Genomic DNA, 19,159 nt, shown 5'->3' with positions numbered 1-19,159 from the left:
TGGCCACGGTCGCCCTGGCCACGGTCGCCCTGGCCACGGTCGCCCTGGCCACGGTCGCCCTGGCCACGGTCGCCCTGGCCACGGTCGCTCTGGCCGCGGTCGCGGCGGCGCTCGCCACCCTGCTCGGCGTCCTGCTTCGGTTCCTCGGTACGCGTCTCGGCCTGCGCGCTATCGGTCGCGGATCGCGCCTGGTCACGGCCGCGCCGCTGCCGCCCGCGGCCACGCTGGCCGCTGTCTCGGCCGGACTCCTCGGTGGTCTCGGTCGCCGTGGACGACGCCGCCTCGGCGGCGGGCGCGGACTCGGCGGGGGCCGTCTTCGCCGGGGCGGGAGCCTCGCTGGGCGCGGCCGAAGCCGCGGGCGTCACGTCGAGGGTCGCCTGCTCGGCCTTGGCCGGCGCCTGCTCAGCGGGAGCGGCGGTCTTCGCGGGGGCATCGGCCTTCGCGGTTGCCGCGGACTTGGCCTCGCTCTTGGCGGGCTTCTCCGCCTTCGCCGCCTTGCCCGCGGCCTGATTTTCCTTGATGGCGGCGATCAGATCGCCCTTGCGCATCCCGGAGGTGCCTCGGATACCGAGCTCCCCCGCGAGCGCACGCAACTGCGGCAACAACATTCCAGTCAGCCCCGATCGTGCGACGTCGGTGTGTTCGCTCATCTTCGAAATCTGTCCGGATTCACTATCGCGCTCGCCCGTCGGGTTCGATTCCACGCCGGGTGTCGCGAGCAGGTCCGTATCTGTCACGGAAATCCTTTCCTTCCCTCGATCGCCGTGTGCTGTTTCGAGGGTTCGTCCCGCAGCCCGGGCATTCTGCCGGACTGGGATGCGTCCGTCCGGGCGCTGTGTGCCGTATCACCTGCCCCGCCGGACCGGCGGCTTCTCCACCGTTGGTGAAAGGTGGGGAGAGATCATTCCAGTTGCGCAGCTACGCAGCACCCCCATGGCCTGGAGGCTCGAGCCTGGAGCCTGCTGGAGCGATTGCCCTGATGAAGCACCGGCGTCTGATGCGCACGATGTACGGACCTGCCCAGAATAGCTGTCCATTGCGAATCTCGGCAAGACAGACTCGCCGTCAGTCGATCAGGACGCCTTCGGCGATTCCCGGCTCCACGACGCGCAGGCCGTCGGCCGCCGCCAGTTCGCGGAGTTCCGCGGGAAATTCGCTGGTCCCCAGGGCCAGGATGGTCGGTCCCGCCCCAGAGACGGTGGCCGCGATGCCCGCCGTGCGCAGGCGCGTGATCCAGGCGGTGGTCAGCGGTAGCGCGGGGGCACGCTGGGCCTGGTGCAGGCGGTCCGCGGTGGCGGGCAGCAGCAGGTCGGGACGCTGGGTGAGCGCCACCACGGCCAGCGCGGCGCGGCTGACGTTGAACGCCGCGTCGCCGTGCGTCACGACGTCGGGCAGCAGGCCGCGGGTGTGCGCGGTGGACGAGCGCTCCTCCGGGATCAGCACGACCGGGCGCAGTGCGGAATGCGCCTCCAGCCGCACCGCGCGGTAGACGCGACCGTGGTATTCCGTGCCAGGGGCCTCGTCGGCGGGGCGATCGCTCTCGGTCCACGAGACCACGATCCCGCCGAGCACGCTGGCCGCCGCGTTGTCCGGATGTCCTTCGAATTCCGCGGCCAGCTGCACCATTCGGTCGGCAGGCGTGGCCAGCGCCGAGTCCAGTTTCGCGGCGAGGGCGCACCCGGCGGCAAGTCCGCCGACCACCGCCGAGGCCGAGGACCCGAGGCCGCGCGAATGCGGAATCACGTTGCGGCACACCACATCGAGGCCGTCGGCCCACACCCCGGCCGACTCCAGGCCGCGCTCGATCGCGCGGACCACGAGATGCGAAGGGCCCCAAGGCACATCGTCGGCGCCCTCACCCTCGACCCGGATGGTGAGCCCGGAATCGGTAGTGCGCACCTGGATTTCGTCGTAGATCCCCAATGCCATACCGAGCGAGTCGAACCCGGGACCGAGGTTCGCGGTGGACGCGGGCACCCGGGCGGTCACGGTCAGACCGGCGGGCAGCGTCGCGCTCATGACCTGGCTGTCGCGCGAATTCAACTCAGGCCAGCTCTAATTCGGCGGCGACCGCGACCGGATCGACCGAGATCGGCTGCACCTGCGGCATGCCGGACAGCGCGGTGTCGGGGTCCTTGAGACCGTTGCCGGTCACGGTGCACACCACGGTGAGCCCGGCATCCAGCCAGCCCTCCTTGCGTGCGGCGAGCACACCGGCCACGCTGGCCGCCGACGCGGGCTCGACGAACACGCCCTCGGTCGCCGCGACCAGGCGGTACGCGTCGAGGATCTCCTCGTCGGTGGCGGCGCGGAAAGCGCCGCCGGACTGCTCCTTGGCCTCGACCGCGCCGTTCCAGGAGGCGGGCGCGCCGATCCGGATCGCGGTGGCGATGGTCTCGGGATCCTTCACCGGGGCGCCGTTGACCAGCGGGGCCGCGCCCGCGGCCTGCACGCCGAGCATGCGCGGCAGCCCGCCGGTGACGCCGTCGGCGTAGTACTCCCGGTAGCCACGCCAGTACGCGGTGATGTTGCCCGCGTTGCCGACGGGAAGGGCGTGCACATCGGGGGCCTTGCCGAGCACGTCGCAGATCTCGAAGGACGCTGTCTTCTGGCCCTCGATGCGGGCCGGGTTCACCGAGTTCACCAGTCCGATGCTGGGGAAATCAGCGGTGACCTTGCGTGCGAGTTCGAGGCAGTCGTCGAAGTTGCCCTGCACCTGGATGATCTTCGCGCCGAGCATCACGGCCTGGGCCAGCTTGCCCATCGCGATCTTGCCCTGCGGAATCAGCACGGCGCAGCTCATGCCCGCGCGGGTGGCGTACGCGGCGGCGGATGCCGAAGTGTTGCCGGTGGACGCGCACAGCACCGCCTTCTGGCCGCGGTACTTGGCGTCGGTCATCGCCATCGTCATGCCGCGGTCTTTGAACGAGCCGGTCGGGTTCAGGCCCTCGACCTTCAGGTAGACCTCGCAACCGGTGATCTCGGACAGGTGCGGCGCGGGCACCAGCGGCGTTCCGCCCTCGTACAGCGTGACCGGCTCCCAGTCGGCCGCGCCGGCGAGCCGGTCGCGGTAGGCAGCGATCAGGCCAGGCCAGCGGGAGTGCACCCCTGCCTGTGGCGCGACGCCGGTCGCGTGCCCGCCCGTCTCCCGGCCGCCGCCCCTCATGGAGTCGCTGCGCGACGCTGTGGTCATTCTTCGGTGCCTTCCAATCTCAGAACGCTGGTCACGGATGTGACGGATGCCATTCCCGCCAGTGCGGCCACGGTGTCCGCGAGCGCCGACTCCACGGCGTGGTGGGTCACCACGACCAGGCGCGCACCCGAGCCGTGCCCTTCTTGACGGACGGTCGAGATGCTCACCCCGTGTTTGGCGAATTCGCCCGCCACCGCGGCCAGGACTCCAGGACGGTCCTCGACCTGCAGGTTCACGTGATAGCGGGTGGGCGTATCGCCGATCGGCGCGATCGGTAGCTCAGCATAAACCGATTCGCCGGGAGCGCGACCCCCATAGAACTTGTTCCGTGCCGCCATCACCAGATCGCCGAGTACGGCCGACGCGGTCGGAGCGCCGCCCGCGCCCTGCCCGTAGAACATCAGCCGCCCGGCGTTCTCCGCCTCGACGACCACCGCGTTGAACGCACCGGTCACCGCGGCCAGCGGGTGCTTGCGGGGGATGAGCGCCGGGTAGACGCGCACCGAGACGCGCTCTTTGCCGCCGTCCTCCGGTCCGGGCTCGCCGGGACCCGCGTCCACCCGCTCGCAGATGGCCAGCAGTTTGACCGTGCAGTCGAGCGCGGAGGCGGTTTCCAGATCCTCGGCGGTGATCCGCGAGATGCCCTCGCGGTAGACATCGGCGGCGGTGACCCTGGTGTGGAACGCCAGCGAGGCGAGGATCGCGGCCTTGGCCGCGGCGTCGAAACCCTCCACGTCGGCGGTCGGGTCGGCTTCCGCGTAGCCCAGCCGGGTGGCCTCGGCCAGCGTCTGGGAGTAGTCGGCGCCGGTCTCGTCCATCGCGGAGAGGATGAAGTTGGTGGTGCCGTTGACGATGCCGACGACCCGATTCACCCGGTCGCCCGCCAGTGACTGGATCAGCGGGCGCACCACGGGGATGGCGCCCGCGACGGCGGCCTCGAAGTACAGGTCGGCGCGGCTGGCTTCGGCGGCGGCCGCGAGCTCGCCGGTGTAGTCGGCCAGCAGCGCCTTGTTCGCGGTCACCACGGATTTGCCCGCGTTCAGCGCGGCCAGGATCAACCGGCGCGGCGGATCGATGCCACCGATCACCTCGACCACCAAGTCGACGTCGTCGCGGGCGACCAGGGCGTCCGCGTCGGTGGTCAGCAGGTCCGCGGGGATGCCGCGGTCGGTGGCGAGACTGCGCACGGCCACACCGCGGAGCACCACCGGCGCGCCGACACGGGAACGCAGGTCGTCGGCGTGCTCACGCAGGATGCGCACGACCTCGGTACCCACATTGCCCATGCCGAGGACCGCCACCCCGATCGGGCGATCGGTCCCCCACACGCCGTTCTTCGCGTTGACCGTCACGCTTCCACCTCCAAGCTGAGCAGGTCCGCCACCGTTTCCCGGCGCAGAATCAGACGCGGCTGTCCATCCCGCACCGCGACGACCGCGGGCCGGGTCAACTGGTTGTACCGGCTGGACATCGAGTAGCAGTACGCGCCGGTGGCGGCGACGGCGATCAGGTCGCCGGGGCCGACGTCGGCGGGCATCCAGGTGTCCCGGATGACGATATCGCCGCTCTCGCAATGCTTTCCGACGACGCGCGCGACCACCGGCCCGGCCTGCGACGACCGCGAGACCAGACGGCAGTCGTAGTCGGCCTGGTACAGCGCGGGCCGGATGTTGTCGCTCATGCCGCCGTCGACACTCACGTACCGGCGGCGCAGACCGCCGTCCAGCGAGACATCCTTGATGGTGCCGACCTCGTAGAGCGTCACCGTGCCGGGCCCCGCGATGGCGCGGCCCGGCTCCACCGCGATCGTCGGCGTGGGCAGGCCCGCGCGTTCGGCTTCGGCGGCGACCAGTTCGCGCAGGCTCGCCGCGAACCGGTCCAGCGGCGGCGGGTCGTCCGACGGCAGATACGAAATGCCAAGTCCGCCACCGAGATCCAGCGTCGCGATCTGCACGGTGCGCTCGATGCCGAACTTGTCGATGGCCTCGCGGAGCAGGCCGAGCATGCGCCGCGCGGCGATCTCGAAGCCGTCGATCTCGAAGATCTGCGAGCCGATGTGGCTGTGCAGGCCGACCAGGCGCAGGTTGTCGGCGTCGAAGACGCGCGCGAGCGCCTCCATCGCGTCGCCGCCCGCGATCGAGAAACCGAACTTCTGGTCCTCGTGCGCGGTCGAAATGTATTCGTGGGTATGGGCTTCCACTCCGACGGTGACCCGGACCAGTACGTCCTGCACCACGCCCGCGCGGCTCGCGACGGCTTCCAGGCGCTCGATCTCGATGAGCGAGTCCACCACGACGTGGCCGACGCCCGCGGACACCGCGGCTTCCAGCTCGGCGACGGATTTGTTGTTGCCGTGCAGGGCGATTCGCTCCGCGGGGAAGCCCGCGTGCAACGCGACGGCGAGTTCGCCGCCGGAACACACGTCCAGCGAGAGGCCCTCGTCCCGGATCCAGCGGGCGACCTCGCCGCACAGGAACGCCTTCGACGCGTAGTGGACTCGCGCGTTCGCCCCGAACGCGCGGACCATGTCGCGGCAGCGGGAACGGAAGTCGTCCTCGTCCACCACGAACAGCGGCGTGCCGAACCGCTCGGCCAGCTCGTACACCGGCACGCCCGCCAGGTGGACCACGCCCGCGTCGTCGCGGGTCGCGTTGCGCGGCCAGACGTTCGCGGGCAGGTCGATCATCTGCCGCGGATCGCTCGGGCGCTCAGGCAGATTCGGCGCATGCGGCATCTCGGCGTGCCGGGGACCGGCGGGATGCGCGCTCATACCTCCACCTCGCTAGCGCTCGGCTCCGGCATGACCGCGCATGCGGCTGTAACGATGGTTCGCAGGCTCACGACGTCCACCTCGCTACGCTCGCTCACTTTCGCTTCCTTCCTCGCTTCGGTCGACCGGACGGTCACATGCGCTCCGGCGCGCTGACGCCGAGCAGGCCCAAGCCGTTGGCCAGGACCTGGCGCGTGGCGTTGACCAGAGCGAGCCTGGCCGCGTTCGTCGGCGAGACGGGGTCGTCGCCGAGCGGCAGGACGCGCAGGTTCTTGTTGGTCTGGAAACGGTGGTACGCGCCGGCCAGTTCCTCCAGGTAGCGGGCTACCCGATGCGGTTCGCGCAAGCTCGCCGCACCGCTCACCACGCGCGGGTATTCGCCGAGGGTGCGGATCAGCTCGCCTTCCTCGTCGGACGACAGCAGCGCGAGGTCGGCGGCGACGGAGTCGTAATCGAATTCGGCGGCGTTGCGCGCGATGGACGCGGTCCGCGCGTGCGCGTACTGCACGTAGTAGACCGGGTTCTCGTTGCTCTGACTGGCCCACAGGTTCAGGTCGATGTCGATGCTCGAGTTCACCGACGAACGCACCAGCGAGTACCGCGCCGCGTCCACGCCGATCGCCTCGACCAGGTCGTCCAGGGTGACCACGGTCCCAGCGCGCTTGCTCATCTTCACCGCGACGCCGTCGCGCAGCAGGTTCACCATCTGCCCGATCAGCACCTCGACCGCGGCCGGGTCGTCGCCGAACGCGGCCGCGGCGGCCTTCAGCCTGCCGATGTAACCGTGGTGGTCGGCGCCGAGCATGTAGATGCACAGGTCGAAGCCGCGGGCCCGCTTGTCCTGGAAGTAGGCGATGTCGCCCGCGATGTAGGCGGCTTTGCCGTCGCTCTTGATGACCACCCGGTCCTGGTCGTCACCGTATTCCGAGCTGGCGATCCACCAGGCGCCGTCCTTCTCGTACAGGTCTCCGGAGTTCTTCAGCCGCTCCACGGCCTGCTCGACCGCGCCGGAGGCGAACAGCGAGCTCTCGTTGAAGTAGACGTCGAAGTCGGTGCCGAATTCGTGCAACGACTCCCTGATGTGCGCGAACATCAGCTCGACGCCCTCGGCACGGAACAGCTCCAGGCGCTCGGCCTCCGGCATGCTCAGCACGTCCGGGGTGGCGGCCACGATCTTGTCGGCGATCTCGCCGATGTAGGCGCCCGCGTACCCGTTCTCCGGGGTCGGCGCGCCGGTGGCGGCCGCGGCCAGCGAGGCGGCGAACCGGTCGATCTGCGCGCCGTGGTCGTTGAAGTAGTACTCGCGCACCACGTCCGCGCCCTGCGCGGCCAGGATGCGGCCCAGCGCGTCGCCGACCGAGGCCCACCGGGTGCCGCCCAGATGCACGGGACCGGTCGGGTTGGCCGAGACGAACTCGAGGTTGATCCGGGTGCCCTTCAGCGTCTCGGCGGTGCCGTACGCGGCGCCCGCGGCGAGCACCCGCTCGATGATCGCGCCCTGCGCGGAGGCCGCGAGGCGGATGTTCAGGAAGCCGGGCCCGGCGACCTCGGCGGCGGCGACGCCGTCGGCGGCGGCCAGCGCGTCGGCCAGCCAGGTGGCCAGATCACGCGGCTTGGTTCCGGCGCGCTTGGCCACCTGCATCGCGACATTCGTGGCATAGTCGCCGTGTTCGGGGTTGCGGGGACGCTCCACGGTGACCTCGTCGGGCAGGACCGCAGGGTCCAGTCCACGTTCGACAAGCACCTTCGCCGCGGTAGAGCGAAGGAGATCTGCAAGGTCAGCTGGAGTCACGAGTCTCTATCCTATGGTCTTGGCGGGTGTGCACCTCGGGTGGGCACTGCGCAGCCAGCGGATCCATCCACGTCGAAAGAGCACACTGAGCGATGCCTAGCAGTCCCAGCGCCAAATCGGCCAAGGCCGCCAAGGCCGCGGCGAAGTTGTCGGCTCCCCGCAAGCGGGGCGGGCAAGGACAGCTTCCGAAGAAGAATCGCCAGGTTCCCTGGTTGGCCATCGGCGCGGCCGTAGTAATCATCGCATTGATCGGCGCGCTGGCTTACAGCCTGGTCCCCAAGTACCGGGAAAAGGCCGACCTGGAGAAGTACACGCCGAGCGCGCAGAAGAAGGACCCGTCCGACGGGATCGCGGGCGTGGTGAAGAAGGAATACCCCGCCGGGCTGCACATCAGCTCCAGCCAGCGCGTGGCCTACGACCAGGCTCCACCCTTCGGCGGCCCGCACGACCAGTCGTGGGCGACCTGCACCGGCGTGGTCTACAACAAGCCGATCCGGGTGGAGAACGCGGTGCACTCGCTCGAGCACGGCGCGGTGTGGATCACCTACAACCCGGACAAGGTGAACGCCGACGGCATCGCGACGCTGAAGGCGAAGGTCGAGGGCAAGCCGTACACGTTGATGTCGCCCTACCCCGGCCTCGACTCCGCCGTCTCCTTGCAGTCCTGGGGGCACCAGTTGAAGCTGGACAGCCCCGACGACAAGCGCGTCGGCCAGTTCATCACGGCGCTGCGGCTGAACAACTACGCCTACCCCGAGGTCGGCGCGGACTGCTCGACCATCGTCTTCGACACCGACAACCCGCCGCCGTTCGACCCCACGCCGCCCGGACCCGACGCGGTGCCGATGGACGGCAAGGGCTTGCAGCAGGACCAGACCGAACTCGGCGGCATGCCCGGTGGTCTGCCCGGCGTGCCCGGCGTGCCAGGTCTTCCCGGACTTCCCGGTGTGCCCGGCGCTCCGGTGCCCGCGCAGCCCGCGCCCGTTCCGCCGGCGCCCGCGCAGCCCGCTCCTGGCGCGGGGCAGTAGTGGCCGGCGATCAGGGAGGCGCCGATCGCAGCGCTACCGGGTCCGGCGAACCGACGACAGCCGCCGGCACCGGAGTCACCGAGTCCGGCGATCTCCAAGCCGCCGGGTCCGGCGATCGGGCAACAGCCGCAGGGTCCGGTACCGAGGAAGCCAGCAGGCCCGAGAGTGTCGGATCCTCGAGATCGGGCGATCGAAAGACACACGTCGAATCAGACAGCGAAGCGTCCGCCGGGTCACCCTCGCCCGAAGCCCCCGCCGGATCGGACGATCGCCGAGCTACCGCATCCGAACGCGAAGCAGCTGACGGATCCGATGACCGTGAAGCATCCGGCGTCGGCGGACAGTTCCGCCGCCAGCGCACCGCGCTGCTGACCCTCGGCATCATCGGCGCCATCCTGATCGGGTTCGCGATCGGCGTGCTGGCCCGGATTCCGCTGAACGGTTCAACCGAGCCGGACCCGGGCCCGGTCGACGTCGGTTTCGGCCAGGACATGTCGGCGCACCACGCCCAAGCCGTCGAAATGGCGGGCGTGCTGCTGGTTCGCTCCACCGACACCGAGGTACGCCGCCTGGCCTACGACATCCTCACCACCCAGCAGAGCCAGATCGGGCGCATGCAGGGCTGGTTGCAGCTGTGGGGCGAACCCGCGCAGAGCGTCGACGGGTTCATGGGCTGGATGACGGAGCCGATGAGCGGCCACGATCATTCCGGTGCCGACATGCCACATCACTCCGGTCCGGTGTCCACCATGCCCGGCATGGCCACCCCCGCCGAACTCGCCGCGCTCCGCCAGGCCACCGGCCCCAAGCTGGACACGATGTTCCTGCAGCTCATGCTGCGCCATCACCAGGGCGGGCTGTCGATGATCGACTACGCCGCCCAGCACGCCGACACCACAGCGGTGCGCACCCTGGCCGAAACCATGGCCACCACCCAGCGCGGCGAATCCGACCTGATGACCACCATGCTCACCGCGCGGGGCGCCGCCCCCCTCCCATGACCCGAAACTCCGCCGCCGTCCGCCCTTTTTGGCGGACGGCCGCCGATAGGATAGGCTGACCCAGCCCGATCGGACCGCCATCCAGGCCCGACCGAGCCCTATCCCGCCCTCGTAGCTCAGGGGATAGAGCGTCTGCCTCCGGAGCAGAAGGCCGCAGGTTCGAATCCTGCCGAGGGCACAACGCGAAGGCCCCTGACCAGCCGGTCAGGGGCCTTTCTCGTCAGCAGCCTCAACCTCATGGACGAGAAGTGCTCAGTCGACGCTACGACAGATGAGCTGCCCGTCGTCGCGCAGTCCGATTACTCATAGCGATAGCGGCAGGAGATGATCACGACCGCATCGCCGTCGATCGCGTACACGATCCGGTGTTCCTGGGTGATGCGGCGCGACCAGTAGCCAGCCAGGGTGTGCTTCAACGCTTCCGGCTTACCAATGCCTTCGTAGCCGTTACGTTCGATGTCCTCGATGAGGGTATTGATCCGGCGCAAGATGCGCTTGTCGTTGCCGAGCCACCACTGGTAGTCGTCCCAAGCGGAATCGGTGAATGTCAGTTTCACTCGGCCGCCCTGCGACGGGATGCATTGCGCTCGAGGGTAACTTTTTCGTCGTCTTCGTGCTCACCTGGGTCCGCCAGTTCCCGAGGTGTGGCACCGCCGCCCCGATGTTCCGCTATTGAACGTTCGAGGTGTCGCGCATTAGCCGGATTACCGAGAAGGTACGCGGTCTCCTTCAGCGCTTGGTATTCACTCAGGGCGACCACCACGGCAGGTTCGTGCCCGGCACGGGTGATCACCACTTCTTCCAGGTCTTCGGTGGCGCTGTCGAGAACCGATGCGAGGTTCGCTCGCGCCTCGGTGTAGTTCATCGGCTTCATATTCCCAATGTACAGGATCCTGTACAGATAGGAACCGCAGTTATTCGGCCGCCCACGGCCGCCGGACCTTTCCCTTCTCGGTCTTCGTCCCGACCTGCTCGAGCGCCGACACGAGGTCGTCCAGGTGCTTGCGTGAGCTTCGGTACCGGGAGCCCGCCGTACTGTTCTCGCAGGGGCGCGAGGTTGTACCGGTATCCCGCCGGCGTCGTGCGCCGAGCCCAATGCAGGCTGCCAGCCAGTCTTGACAGACCTCCTCAACCGGTCACGTCCTTGCGCGGTACGAAACTGCCGGACGCGGCTTCCGCCATGGACTTCGGGGTCCACGTCGTAGCCGACGCAGCGGCGCAGGTTCTGAATCCACCGGTCGACCAGCTTGGAGAAGAACACGATGTCACGGGCGGCCCGCGCCTAGTCGTAGCTGTCCGGGTTGCGGGGTGAGCCGTCCGAGCTCGGCTTGCCCTCGGCGTCCTTCGCGCCGTCTTGGTTGATCGACCCGTAGGACGGCATGGTGAGCGTGACCGGCGACCGGCATCGCCTCATCTGGACAACAACTGAAACGGTGGACATGACCGACCCAACCCGCCTGGCCCCGCAGACTTCCGAACCACTCGAGTTCGTCACCGACCTGCTTGGAGACATCGGACGCCTTCAACCCGACTCGCGAACACTTACCGATCCCCGCGAGGCCGCTCACCTCATTGCTGAAGAAACTCGGTCGCGGATCACTGCTGTTCTCGACAAGTTCGGAGGAACGCCGATCGTGCTGCTGAGCGGCGGCGTCGATTCGATCTACGTCACAGCCGTCGCGGTCGCTCTCGGCGCGAAACCGACAGCGGTCACGATCTTGACCGAAGACCAATCGGACGAACGGAACGCAGCAGCCGCGGCCGCAGCCTTCGGCCTGAGGCATGACCTCATCCGCCTGACACCACAAGAGGTCAGCCAACTGGCTCGTGACACTATGCGGCGACTTGGCACGTCGGAACTCTGGGAGGTAACCGCAGGCATCCCGATACTCGCCGCTCGTAGAAGCTTCGACAAGATCGCACAACTTGGCCCGATCTTGAACGGTAGCGGCGCGGATGCAATCCTCGGTGGCGGCAAGCGACTCACCCATCCAGTGGCATCGCTCGACGCGAGGGGCGAGCTCGACCGAATCATTCGAACGGAGTCAGCCGCGAACTTCAGATATGACCGGCTCGTTCCACACTTCTATCCAGCGCTGCTGGATGAGTATGCCGATCGGCTTGTTCATGTGTTCCAGACGGTGCGGTGGTGGCAGATCGCCGAACGGTTCGCTCCCCCAGCACTTTTCGGATCGCGCGACGGTATGACTGTTGACAAACTCGCCCTCCGCTTGGCGTGTGAAGAAGAGCTTCCACCAGGAGTGAAGCACCTTGCCTGGGCAGTGAAGTCGCCGATCCAGCGTTCATCCGGCCTAATGTCCGTCCTTGCGACTGCCGCCCGGTCGTACGCCGCCAACCTTCCAGGAGCACGGACCTACTCAGATCCCATGACCGAGGACGCCGAAGCCGTAGCAACACGCTTGTACCTCTCGATCCTGGAGAACAGCTAGCGGCACCGCTCCAAGATTCGCCCATGCTGTGGAGCCCTCGAGGTGTCGCGCGTCAGCTGGGTTGCCGAGACGGTAAGCGGTCTCCTTCAGCGCTCGATATTCGCTCAGGGCGACCACCACGACAGGTTCGCACCCGGTACGTGTGATCACCACTTCTTTTAGATCCTCGGTGGCGCTGTCGAGAACCGATGCGAGGTTCGCTCGCGCCTCGGCCGGTGACTGCCCGCACGAGAGGAGGACCGTGGCACAGCACGACATTTGGTGATCACACCGTCCTCTGGCGAATTGCGCGAGGATCGCGGATCGCGACCCCGAGATGATGTTGACGAGTGGCACACTGTCGAAAGGTCTACTCGACATTTGCCGCAACCATGTGCCACTCGTAAACGGAGAGTTTGCGGGGACGTGCGCGGTGCGGCACGGTGACAGTTATGGTCGGTGGGCTGGACGCGGTGTGGCGGTCGGTGCGCGATGTGCTCGGCGCGGCCGCCAAGGACTACAGCGCCGCCGCCGCCGCGATGCCCAGGAACGCCGCCCGTGGCGTCACCGAGACCACCGCAAGGCTCGTGGATGCCGATGCGGCGAACGCACCGGCTCTGCGTGCGGCATTCTCCGACTCTCCTGGCGGTATCGCCACCAACGCAAGGTCTTCCACCTATGTACGCGGCCGCGATCTGATCGACGAAGTGGACTACAGCGCACTGCGGCGGGCAAGGGGAACCGGGTCCTCGGGGTCCTACCCGACGTTGGAAGAGATCCAACGCCTGCAAGGATTCGACGGCCCCGTCACCATCGCCACACAGCACGAGGTCGACGCGGCGGTCGCGGCGGGCGGGCAAGAGCTGTTCCGAGGTTTCGAGGAGGACCGCTACCTCGACGCCTTCGTCGCCGGCCCGGTGCGACCTGGCGGTGGGCCCACCGGATCGGGCACGTATGCTTCGCCGCTGGAGGAGGTCGCACTCCACTACGCCGATCCCACCCGCGCGCAGGACCTCTCCACCCGGCAGGCCCGGGTGGTGCGCATGGCGTTACGCCCCGATGCCAAGAAAATCACTCTCCGCGCGCTCGAGTCCGAACGGACCCGCACCCTGGCGGAGGTCGCTCGGGAACTACGGGTTCTGCGTGATTCGGCGAACCCCACGGCCGAGGACATGGCTCGCTACACTGCGCTGCAGGACAAGGAGCTGACGTTGGCCGACATCGGCCAATACGGTGCCGTACGCGGCTGGGACGCCATCGACGGCTCCGACACCTTCTCGAACAGGGAGTGGGTCGTACTCAACCCGACCGCCCTGTTGGTCCAACGCTGAGCATCGCCCCCCGGCGCCCACGCTCCAGCTGAGTGGCCACCGCCCGCACTCGGCCGCCGACTGCCGTGGCATGGGGTGCGGATGAGCAATGCCGCCGCATATGAGAAAGGCCCCCTTGCCGGGAGCCCGTCTCGAATGGTTGGGTGCCGTCTGCGGCGCGACGATTACAGCAGGGGTTCGGTGGGTTTGCCGGTGGAACTGAAGACGCCCGCGTTGGTGAGGTAGGTGAAGGCGGGGGCTGTGAAGCCGGGCTGGAGGAAGTAGAAGTGGGCCTTGGTGACGGCACCGTTCTCGGCGGCGTCGCAGAGCGCTTGCAGGGCGGTGGGGTCGACGGTGACGGCGGTGAGTTTGCCCGCCTCGTAGTCCATGTCCACCCACTTGGCGTGAATGGCGGCGCTCATGACGCTGCCGGTGAAGTCCTCCCGATCCGAGGCGGCGCTGAGGCCGAGCTCGAGGCCGTCGTCGAGGTCGGTCGGGGTGTGCTGCCAGCGGCCGTACTCCCACCAGCGCACGAAGCTGACGGGGCCTTCGACGCCGCCGGGCAGCTTCGTCGTCGGTTCCACGGAACGCACCCAGGCGGGCGCAGCGGCCAGCGGATCATAGGAGGTCCCGGCGACCTCGTTGTCCTCGTCCCTTCCGAATAGCAACGCGCGGTCATCGGGATATCTGACCAGCGAGAACCAATTGCCCTCCCCGTCGTCGTTGATCAGCCGGCCGCCTTCCACTCTGGCCGTCTGCCCGATCTCCTGTCCGCTCGCGGCCCCATCGGTGTGGGTGGCGGCGGTGATCACGTCCAAGACGGTCACGCGCGCCCACAACACCTCGGGATGCGGCAACTGAAATCCCATGCCGGGCAACGTATCACCGGCCCCCTACGGCGACAACCGGGCCGGCAATCGACGGGACAACCCATTCGGGCCGCGGTGCGCTCGACAGCAAACCTGGTCGGCGGCGATCACACAGATGCGGGCAGGGCAGGCAAATTCACGGCAATGAGTCCGGCTCGGATCGCGCGACATTTCCGCGTGACGATCGAGCCGATTCCGGTCCGGATTGTCCGGTATCACGCGGACGCAGCGCATAGGCGGGAACCAACTGATCGCGCACCTGCAGATCCGGGCGTCCGTCGGCGAACTGGATGCTGTAGTTCACCCGGCCCATCCAATCGCCGTCGACGGTGGGCAACCAGTGCGTCAGGGTTCCGGGTCGCTCGCCGCGCATGATGACCCCGGCGCCGTTCACATGGCGCGGCGTCCCGGGATCGCGGACCAGGATCGCGTCCAGCCGCACCCAGACCGGGCGCGGCGGGTAGGTCAGCGTCCGGTAGTAGTGGCCGGTCCGGTTCGGGTAGACCAGCTCGGGTTCCGTTCCTTCGGTTCGCGGCGTTTCATCGCTTATCGAACCCATGTTCGAATGTTAGCCGGACATATGCGGCAAGCACCAGGCAACCTCGACCCGAATCGGGCGCCATGACGACGGCCACAGTGCCATCAGGGGCCACGTTCTAGTATGTTCGTTCTAGAATGATCATATTAGAAGGGGTACGACATGTCGGCGAAGTTCGAGGTGGTCAAAGGTTTCTACGCCGCCACGCAGACCGGTGACGGACCGGCGATCCTGGCGCTGCTGCATCCGGAGTTCGAAGCGCGAACCGCACCGGGCATGCCGTGCGGCGCGGGCGGCGCCTTCCACGGGCCGATCGCGGCGATGACGGGTATCTGGGGACCGGTCGCGCGAGATTTCGCCACCGCGCCGTACGACGAGACGTGGCAGGAGACAACCGACGGCACCGTCGTGGTGACCGGGCATTATCGCGGCACGGCGCGCGCCACCGGCCGCGAGTACGAAGCGGAGTTCGTGCACCTGTGGCAGGTCGGCGACGACGGGCGAATCACGCGCCTGCACCAGTACACCGACACCGCACGCTGGCACGCCGCATTGGACGCCTGACGCCGCGAGTGCCGACCTCGCGCCGATAGCTGTTCCGCCGACATCCGCGCGGACAGCCCCGAACACAACACCTGCGCCGGACCACATCACGAGCGATCACCCTCCCCACCGGGCACCCGCGCAGACAGCCCGAACACGACGCTGCGGACCACATCGGGAGCCGGTCACCGCCTGGCGGCTCCACGACCTGACCGAACGATGCGGTCTGGTTTGGTTTCGGGTCACCCGGGCACGCCTTTGCCGTAGCGATGCAGGCACCCGGGGGCAGACCGGAGGACGACATGGCTTATCCACCGGGCGGGCAACCGCCGGATGACCGACCGCCGCAGCCGCAACAGCCGCCCCCCGGCTCCCCGCCGCCCGAACCTGAGCACCCCCTTCCGCCGCCGGAGCCGGTGCGACCCTCCCCACCACCCGGTCCGGGAGAACCGCCTTCCCCGCCGGGGCAACCTCTCCCACCGCCAGGTCCGGGGCAACCCCCTTCGCCCCCCGAACCCGGGCGACCCTTCCCACCACCCGGACCGGGACAACAACCCTTCCCACCACCCGGTCCCGGACAACCCTTCCCACCACCCGGACCGGGTTATCCACCGCCCGGGCCCGGTTATCCGCCACCCGGCTACGCCCCCGGCGGATACCCACCACAGCCCAGGAAGAGCCACACCGGCCTGATCGCCGGCTTGGTCGTGATAGTCGTGCTGGTGATCGCGGGCGCGCTGATCGCCGGGGTCTTCTTGACCACGCAGGGCAAAGGTCCGCTCGCCTCGGACGAGAAGAAGATCGAGCTCGCGATCCGCGACTTCTACGAGACTCTCGACCGGCGCGGCTTCCGCGCGGCGGCCGAACAGGCGTGCGCCCGCGAACGCGCCGCGTTCGAGGCGATGACCGAGAGCGAGAAGAAGGAATTCGACCGCACCTCGGTTTCGGTCACCATCGATAGGATCGACGACATCGTCGTCACCGGGGACACCGCGACCGCGAAGGTCACCGGCAAACTCACCGTCGCGGTGCCGGGCGAGCAGCCCGATACCGAAACCAGCACGACCGAGCATCTGAAGAAAGAAGACGGCAAGTGGAAGGTCTGCTCCCCGGAGGGCACGCGCTGATCGCATGCACCCACGCATGAGTTGCTGCGGCCCCAGCCGCAGGACCGTCCTCGGCGCGCTCGGCCTCGCCGCTCTGCTCCCCCTCGCTGGTAGACCGAAACCGGTTCGCGCTCAACCGAATACGACCATCGCGACAGATCTGGAAGTGGTGACGATCACCGACACCTCGGTGATCCTCACCTGGACCACGCTCGCGCCCGACCCCGGCGGTCGGCTGCTGCCCGTCGACACCGACACCCAGGTGCGGATCGGTCCCGCCGACTCGCCGCGCGCACCGGCCCAGGTCTTCGCCGACGACCACCCGACCCCTTTTCACTACGCCGAGATAGCGGGCCTCGAGCCGGGCCGCGCCTACCGCTTCGAAGCCTGGTCCGCGGGCCTGCGCGCCACACCGGCGCTTTCGCTCACCACCGCCGACCCGGCAGCGCCGGAAGCGCGCGGCGAGTTCACCACCCTGGTCCCGCCGCCCGGTCGCAGGCTGCGCACGCTGGCACTGGCCAACGACGTGCACTACGGCGAGCAAGTCAGCGGGCTGATCGCGGGCGACCTGCCCCCCGGCTTCCGGCAGGGCCCCGGTCTCGCGCCCTACCCCGAAGTGATGCTGACCGCGATGCTGGACGACTTGCGTCGTCCCGATCGCGCAGCCGAACTTTTGCTGCTCGCGGGCGACCTGACCGCCGAAGCCTCCGAGCAGGACACCCGCACGGTCCGGACCCGCCTCGATGCCTGGGGCACGCTCGGCCACGACTACCTGGCCGTGCGCGGCAACCACGACCGGCCGCACGTGGGCGGCGAATACGCCGGTTGCGCGCCCGCGCCCGCCGACCACCGCGACTGCTGGGCCGATGTCTTCTCCGCACGACAGGAAATGGTCGAACACGAGGTCGGCGGTCTGCGGGTGCTGGGATTGGACACCAGCCAACTCGACGGCGCGGGCGGCTCCATCGAGCGCCCGCAGTTCGATCACCTCGCCGAACGCCTGCGCGCCGATCCGGACCGGCCCACGCTGGTGTTCGGCCACCACCCGGTCACGACGGAGTCCGGACTGACCAACCTCGCCGGGCCCGGCTTCGTGCTCGACGGACGCGACAGCGCCGAGTTGCAGGCGCTCTACGCCCGCAGCCCCGGAGTCTTCCTGCAACACAGCGGCCACACCCACCGCAATCGCCGCACCAGGCCGGACGCGCCGTGCGCGGTGGAGTTCCTGGAGGTCGCCGCGGTCAAGGAGTACCCGGGCGGCTACAGCCTGCTGCGCCTCTACGAGGGCGGGTACATGGTCAATTTCTACAAGACCCGCACCGAGGACGCCCGGCGCTGGAGCGCGCTCACCCGCGGCGAGTACTTCGGACTGCAGCCGGATTACACGCTCGGCACCTGCGCGGACCGCAATCACATTGCACTGCGGGACTTTTCGGGGCTGACGTAGCGTCCGCGAGAAATCCGCAGATCTGCCAGGGTTCCCGCATGTCGGACGCGGTATCTTCCTTAGGTAAGGCTCAACATATGCACGGGTAACGCGGTCGGAAGGACGAGGATGAAGCCGGTCAGATGGAAGACGATTGCCGCTGGATTGGTCCTCACCATGACGGCCATCGGCGGCACGGCTTGCTCGAATTCCTCCGACAACGCGAACGAGATCACCGTCTACAACGCGCAGCACGAATCGCTCACCAAAGAGTGGGCCGACCAGTTCACCAAGGAAACCGGCATCAAGGTGACATTGCGCCAGGGCGGCGACACGGCGCTGGGAAACCAGCTGGTCGCCGAGGGCGCTGCCTCGCCCGCCGACGTCTTCCTCACCGAGAACTCCCCCGCCATGGCGCTGGTGGAGAACGCGGGCCTGTTCGCCGACGTGGACGCCAAGACCCTGGAGCAGGTGCCCGCGCAGTTCCGCCCGTCCACCGGCAAGTGGACCGGCGTCGCCGCGCGGTCGACGGTGTTCGTCTACAACAAGAACAAGGTCCAGCCCGGTCAGCTGCCCGCCTCGCTGTTGGATCTGGCGCAACCGCAGTGGAAGGGCCGCTGGGGCGCGGGCGTCTCCGGCGCCGACTTCCAGGCCATCGTGGCGGCCCTGCTCGCGCTGAAGGGTGAGGACGTCACCCGCGCCTGGTTGAAGGGCATGAAGGAGAACGCGACACCGTTCCCGAACAACGTCGCCACCATGAAGGCGGTCAATTCCGGCAGCCCGGACGGCGGCGTCATCTACCACTACTACTGGTACCGCGACCAGGCGAACACGAAGGAGAGCAGCGCCGACACCGCCTTGCACTACTTCAAGAACCAGGACCCGGGAGCCTTCGTCAGCGTCTCCGGCGGCGGCGTGCTGAAGGCGAGCAAGAAGCAGGAGGCGGCGCAGAAGTTCCTGGCGTTCATCGTCGGCAAGACCGGACAAGAGGTGCTGCGCGACGGCACGTCGCTGGAGTACCCGGTCGCCGCCGGAGTGGCCGCGAATCCGGCGCTGCCGCCGCTGGCCGATCTGCAGGCCCCCGCGGTCGATCCGTCCAAGCTGGACTCGAAGAAGGTCACGCAGCTGATGACCGAAGCGGGTCTGCTGTAGCC

At 68.4% G+C, this 19,159-nt stretch carries 19 protein-coding genes and 1 tRNA gene; 9 read left to right on the top strand and 11 right to left on the bottom strand.

The window, feature by feature from the left end:
* The 6 genes from ACWEH3_RS20485 to argS form a co-directional block, all read right to left on the bottom strand.
* Positions 1 to 650 (bottom strand): Rho termination factor N-terminal domain-containing protein (locus ACWEH3_RS20485; protein WP_452358369.1); only part of this gene is annotated, 650 nt, incomplete at its 3' end.
* Positions 651 to 1,065: 415 nt separating this feature from the next.
* Positions 1,066 to 2,019 carry a homoserine kinase gene (thrB, locus tag ACWEH3_RS20480; protein WP_450016329.1) on the bottom strand — a complete coding sequence of 318 codons (954 nt, stop codon included), beginning with the start codon at positions 2,017 to 2,019 and terminating at the stop codon, positions 1,066 to 1,068.
* Between the two features lie 25 nt (positions 2,020 to 2,044).
* Positions 2,045 to 3,166, bottom strand: a complete 1,122-nt coding sequence (gene thrC, locus ACWEH3_RS20475) for a threonine synthase (protein WP_450016495.1) — start codon at positions 3,164 to 3,166, stop codon at positions 2,045 to 2,047.
* A gap of 23 nt (positions 3,167 to 3,189) precedes the next feature.
* Positions 3,190 to 4,545 (bottom strand): homoserine dehydrogenase, encoded by a 1,356-nt coding sequence (locus ACWEH3_RS20470; RefSeq protein ID WP_450016331.1) that lies wholly within the window; start codon positions 4,543 to 4,545, stop codon positions 3,190 to 3,192.
* Positions 4,542 to 5,963, bottom strand: coding sequence for a diaminopimelate decarboxylase (gene lysA, locus ACWEH3_RS20465; protein ID WP_450016333.1), 1,422 nt, complete (start codon positions 5,961 to 5,963; stop codon positions 4,542 to 4,544). Before lysA ends, ACWEH3_RS20470 begins: the two co-directional genes overlap by 4 nt.
* A 133-nt stretch (positions 5,964 to 6,096) precedes the next feature.
* Entirely contained in the window at positions 6,097 to 7,755 is a 1,659-nt protein-coding gene (argS, locus tag ACWEH3_RS20460) for an arginine--tRNA ligase (protein WP_450016334.1), read from the bottom strand.
* Between the two features lie 92 nt (positions 7,756 to 7,847).
* Here argS and ACWEH3_RS20455 point away from each other — a divergent pair, with 92 nt between their 5' ends.
* The 3 genes from ACWEH3_RS20455 to ACWEH3_RS20445 all read left to right on the top strand — a co-directional run bounded on the left by ACWEH3_RS20455 (position 7,848) and on the right by ACWEH3_RS20445 (position 9,962).
* The gene (locus ACWEH3_RS20455) at positions 7,848 to 8,783 is read left to right on the top strand and encodes a DUF3105 domain-containing protein (RefSeq protein ID WP_450016336.1); all 936 of its coding nucleotides are present in this window, start codon (positions 7,848 to 7,850) and stop codon (positions 8,781 to 8,783) included.
* 365 nt (positions 8,784 to 9,148) lie between these two features.
* Entirely contained in the window at positions 9,149 to 9,784 is a 636-nt protein-coding gene (locus tag ACWEH3_RS20450) for a DUF305 domain-containing protein (RefSeq protein WP_450016497.1), read from the top strand.
* Positions 9,785 to 9,889: 105 nt separating this feature from the next.
* Positions 9,890 to 9,962: transfer RNA gene (locus ACWEH3_RS20445), tRNA-Arg, on the top strand.
* Between the two features lie 121 nt (positions 9,963 to 10,083).
* Here ACWEH3_RS20445 and ACWEH3_RS20440 read toward each other — a convergent pair.
* Both ACWEH3_RS20440 and ACWEH3_RS20435 read right to left on the bottom strand, forming a co-directional pair.
* Positions 10,084 to 10,341 carry a Txe/YoeB family addiction module toxin gene (locus ACWEH3_RS20440; RefSeq protein WP_450016338.1) on the bottom strand — a complete coding sequence of 86 codons (258 nt, stop codon included), beginning with the start codon at positions 10,339 to 10,341 and terminating at the stop codon, positions 10,084 to 10,086.
* The gene (locus ACWEH3_RS20435) at positions 10,338 to 10,658 is read right to left on the bottom strand and encodes a type II toxin-antitoxin system Phd/YefM family antitoxin (protein WP_450016340.1); all 321 of its coding nucleotides are present in this window, start codon (positions 10,656 to 10,658) and stop codon (positions 10,338 to 10,340) included. Before ACWEH3_RS20435 ends, ACWEH3_RS20440 begins: the two co-directional genes overlap by 4 nt.
* 508 nt (positions 10,659 to 11,166) lie before the next feature.
* On the opposite strand from ACWEH3_RS20435, the gene ACWEH3_RS20430 reads away from it, so the two are divergent.
* On the top strand, positions 11,167 to 12,234 hold the full coding sequence (locus ACWEH3_RS20430; protein ID WP_452358368.1) for an asparagine synthase-related protein: 1,068 nt from the start codon (positions 11,167 to 11,169) through the stop codon (positions 12,232 to 12,234).
* Here ACWEH3_RS20430 and ACWEH3_RS20425 read toward each other — a convergent pair.
* Positions 12,163 to 12,492 carry a type II toxin-antitoxin system Phd/YefM family antitoxin gene (locus tag ACWEH3_RS20425; RefSeq protein ID WP_452358370.1) on the bottom strand — a complete coding sequence of 110 codons (330 nt, stop codon included), beginning with the start codon at positions 12,490 to 12,492 and terminating at the stop codon, positions 12,163 to 12,165. The genes ACWEH3_RS20430 and ACWEH3_RS20425 overlap by 72 nt on opposite strands.
* Before the next feature lie 164 nt (positions 12,493 to 12,656).
* On the opposite strand from ACWEH3_RS20425, the gene ACWEH3_RS20420 reads away from it, so the two are divergent.
* Positions 12,657 to 13,544, top strand: coding sequence for a hypothetical protein (locus ACWEH3_RS20420; RefSeq protein ID WP_450016344.1), 888 nt, complete (start codon positions 12,657 to 12,659; stop codon positions 13,542 to 13,544).
* A gap of 164 nt (positions 13,545 to 13,708) precedes the next feature.
* Here ACWEH3_RS20420 and ACWEH3_RS20415 read toward each other — a convergent pair whose 3' ends face one another.
* Positions 13,709 to 14,392, bottom strand: coding sequence for a hypothetical protein (locus ACWEH3_RS20415; protein WP_450016346.1), 684 nt, complete (start codon positions 14,390 to 14,392; stop codon positions 13,709 to 13,711).
* Between the two features lie 136 nt (positions 14,393 to 14,528).
* Positions 14,529 to 14,951, bottom strand: a complete 423-nt coding sequence (locus ACWEH3_RS20410) for a hypothetical protein (RefSeq protein WP_450016348.1) — start codon at positions 14,949 to 14,951, stop codon at positions 14,529 to 14,531.
* Between the two features lie 141 nt (positions 14,952 to 15,092).
* Here ACWEH3_RS20410 and ACWEH3_RS20405 point away from each other — a divergent pair, with 141 nt between their 5' ends.
* The 4 genes from ACWEH3_RS20405 to ACWEH3_RS20390 all read left to right on the top strand — a co-directional run bounded on the left by ACWEH3_RS20405 (position 15,093) and on the right by ACWEH3_RS20390 (position 19,157).
* On the top strand, positions 15,093 to 15,494 hold the full coding sequence (locus ACWEH3_RS20405; RefSeq protein WP_450016349.1) for a nuclear transport factor 2 family protein: 402 nt from the start codon (positions 15,093 to 15,095) through the stop codon (positions 15,492 to 15,494).
* Positions 15,495 to 15,742: 248 nt separating this feature from the next.
* On the top strand, positions 15,743 to 16,600 hold the full coding sequence (locus tag ACWEH3_RS20400; protein ID WP_452358367.1) for an Rv0361 family membrane protein: 858 nt from the start codon (positions 15,743 to 15,745) through the stop codon (positions 16,598 to 16,600).
* A 145-nt stretch (positions 16,601 to 16,745) separates the two neighbouring features.
* Positions 16,746 to 18,026, top strand: a complete 1,281-nt coding sequence (locus ACWEH3_RS20395) for a metallophosphoesterase (RefSeq protein ID WP_450016351.1) — start codon at positions 16,746 to 16,748, stop codon at positions 18,024 to 18,026.
* A 108-nt stretch (positions 18,027 to 18,134) separates the two neighbouring features.
* On the top strand, positions 18,135 to 19,157 hold the full coding sequence (locus tag ACWEH3_RS20390) for an iron ABC transporter substrate-binding protein (protein ID WP_450016352.1): 1,023 nt from the start codon (positions 18,135 to 18,137) through the stop codon (positions 19,155 to 19,157).
* The last annotated feature ends 2 nt before the right edge of the window (positions 19,158 to 19,159 follow it).

Source organism: Nocardia sp. NPDC004718 (assembly GCF_053601535.1).
This window is presented reverse-complemented; position numbering and strand designations above follow the sequence as displayed.

What these genes read in the sequence shown, in the direction of transcription:
- lysA (WP_450016333.1), bottom strand. Translation starts at nt 5,963, where the DNA reads ATGAGCGCGCATCCCGCCGGTCCCCGGCACGCCGAGATGCCGCATGCG.
- ACWEH3_RS20390 (WP_450016352.1), top strand. Translation starts at nt 18,135, where the DNA reads ATGAAGCCGGTCAGATGGAAGACGATTGCCGCTGGATTGGTCCTCACC.
- ACWEH3_RS20405 (WP_450016349.1), top strand. Translation starts at nt 15,093, where the DNA reads ATGTCGGCGAAGTTCGAGGTGGTCAAAGGTTTCTACGCCGCCACGCAG.
- thrB (WP_450016329.1), bottom strand. Translation starts at nt 2,019, where the DNA reads ATGAGCGCGACGCTGCCCGCCGGTCTGACCGTGACCGCCCGGGTGCCC.
- ACWEH3_RS20435 (WP_450016340.1), bottom strand. Translation starts at nt 10,658, where the DNA reads ATGAAGCCGATGAACTACACCGAGGCGCGAGCGAACCTCGCATCGGTT.
- thrC (WP_450016495.1), bottom strand. Translation starts at nt 3,166, where the DNA reads ATGAGGGGCGGCGGCCGGGAGACGGGCGGGCACGCGACCGGCGTCGCG.
- ACWEH3_RS20410 (WP_450016348.1), bottom strand. Translation starts at nt 14,951, where the DNA reads ATGGGTTCGATAAGCGATGAAACGCCGCGAACCGAAGGAACGGAACCC.
- ACWEH3_RS20400 (WP_452358367.1), top strand. Translation starts at nt 15,743, where the DNA reads ATGCAGGCACCCGGGGGCAGACCGGAGGACGACATGGCTTATCCACCG.
- ACWEH3_RS20415 (WP_450016346.1), bottom strand. Translation starts at nt 14,392, where the DNA reads ATGGGATTTCAGTTGCCGCATCCCGAGGTGTTGTGGGCGCGCGTGACC.
- ACWEH3_RS20425 (WP_452358370.1), bottom strand. Translation starts at nt 12,492, where the DNA reads ATGTCGTGCTGTGCCACGGTCCTCCTCTCGTGCGGGCAGTCACCGGCC.
- ACWEH3_RS20455 (WP_450016336.1), top strand. Translation starts at nt 7,848, where the DNA reads ATGCCTAGCAGTCCCAGCGCCAAATCGGCCAAGGCCGCCAAGGCCGCG.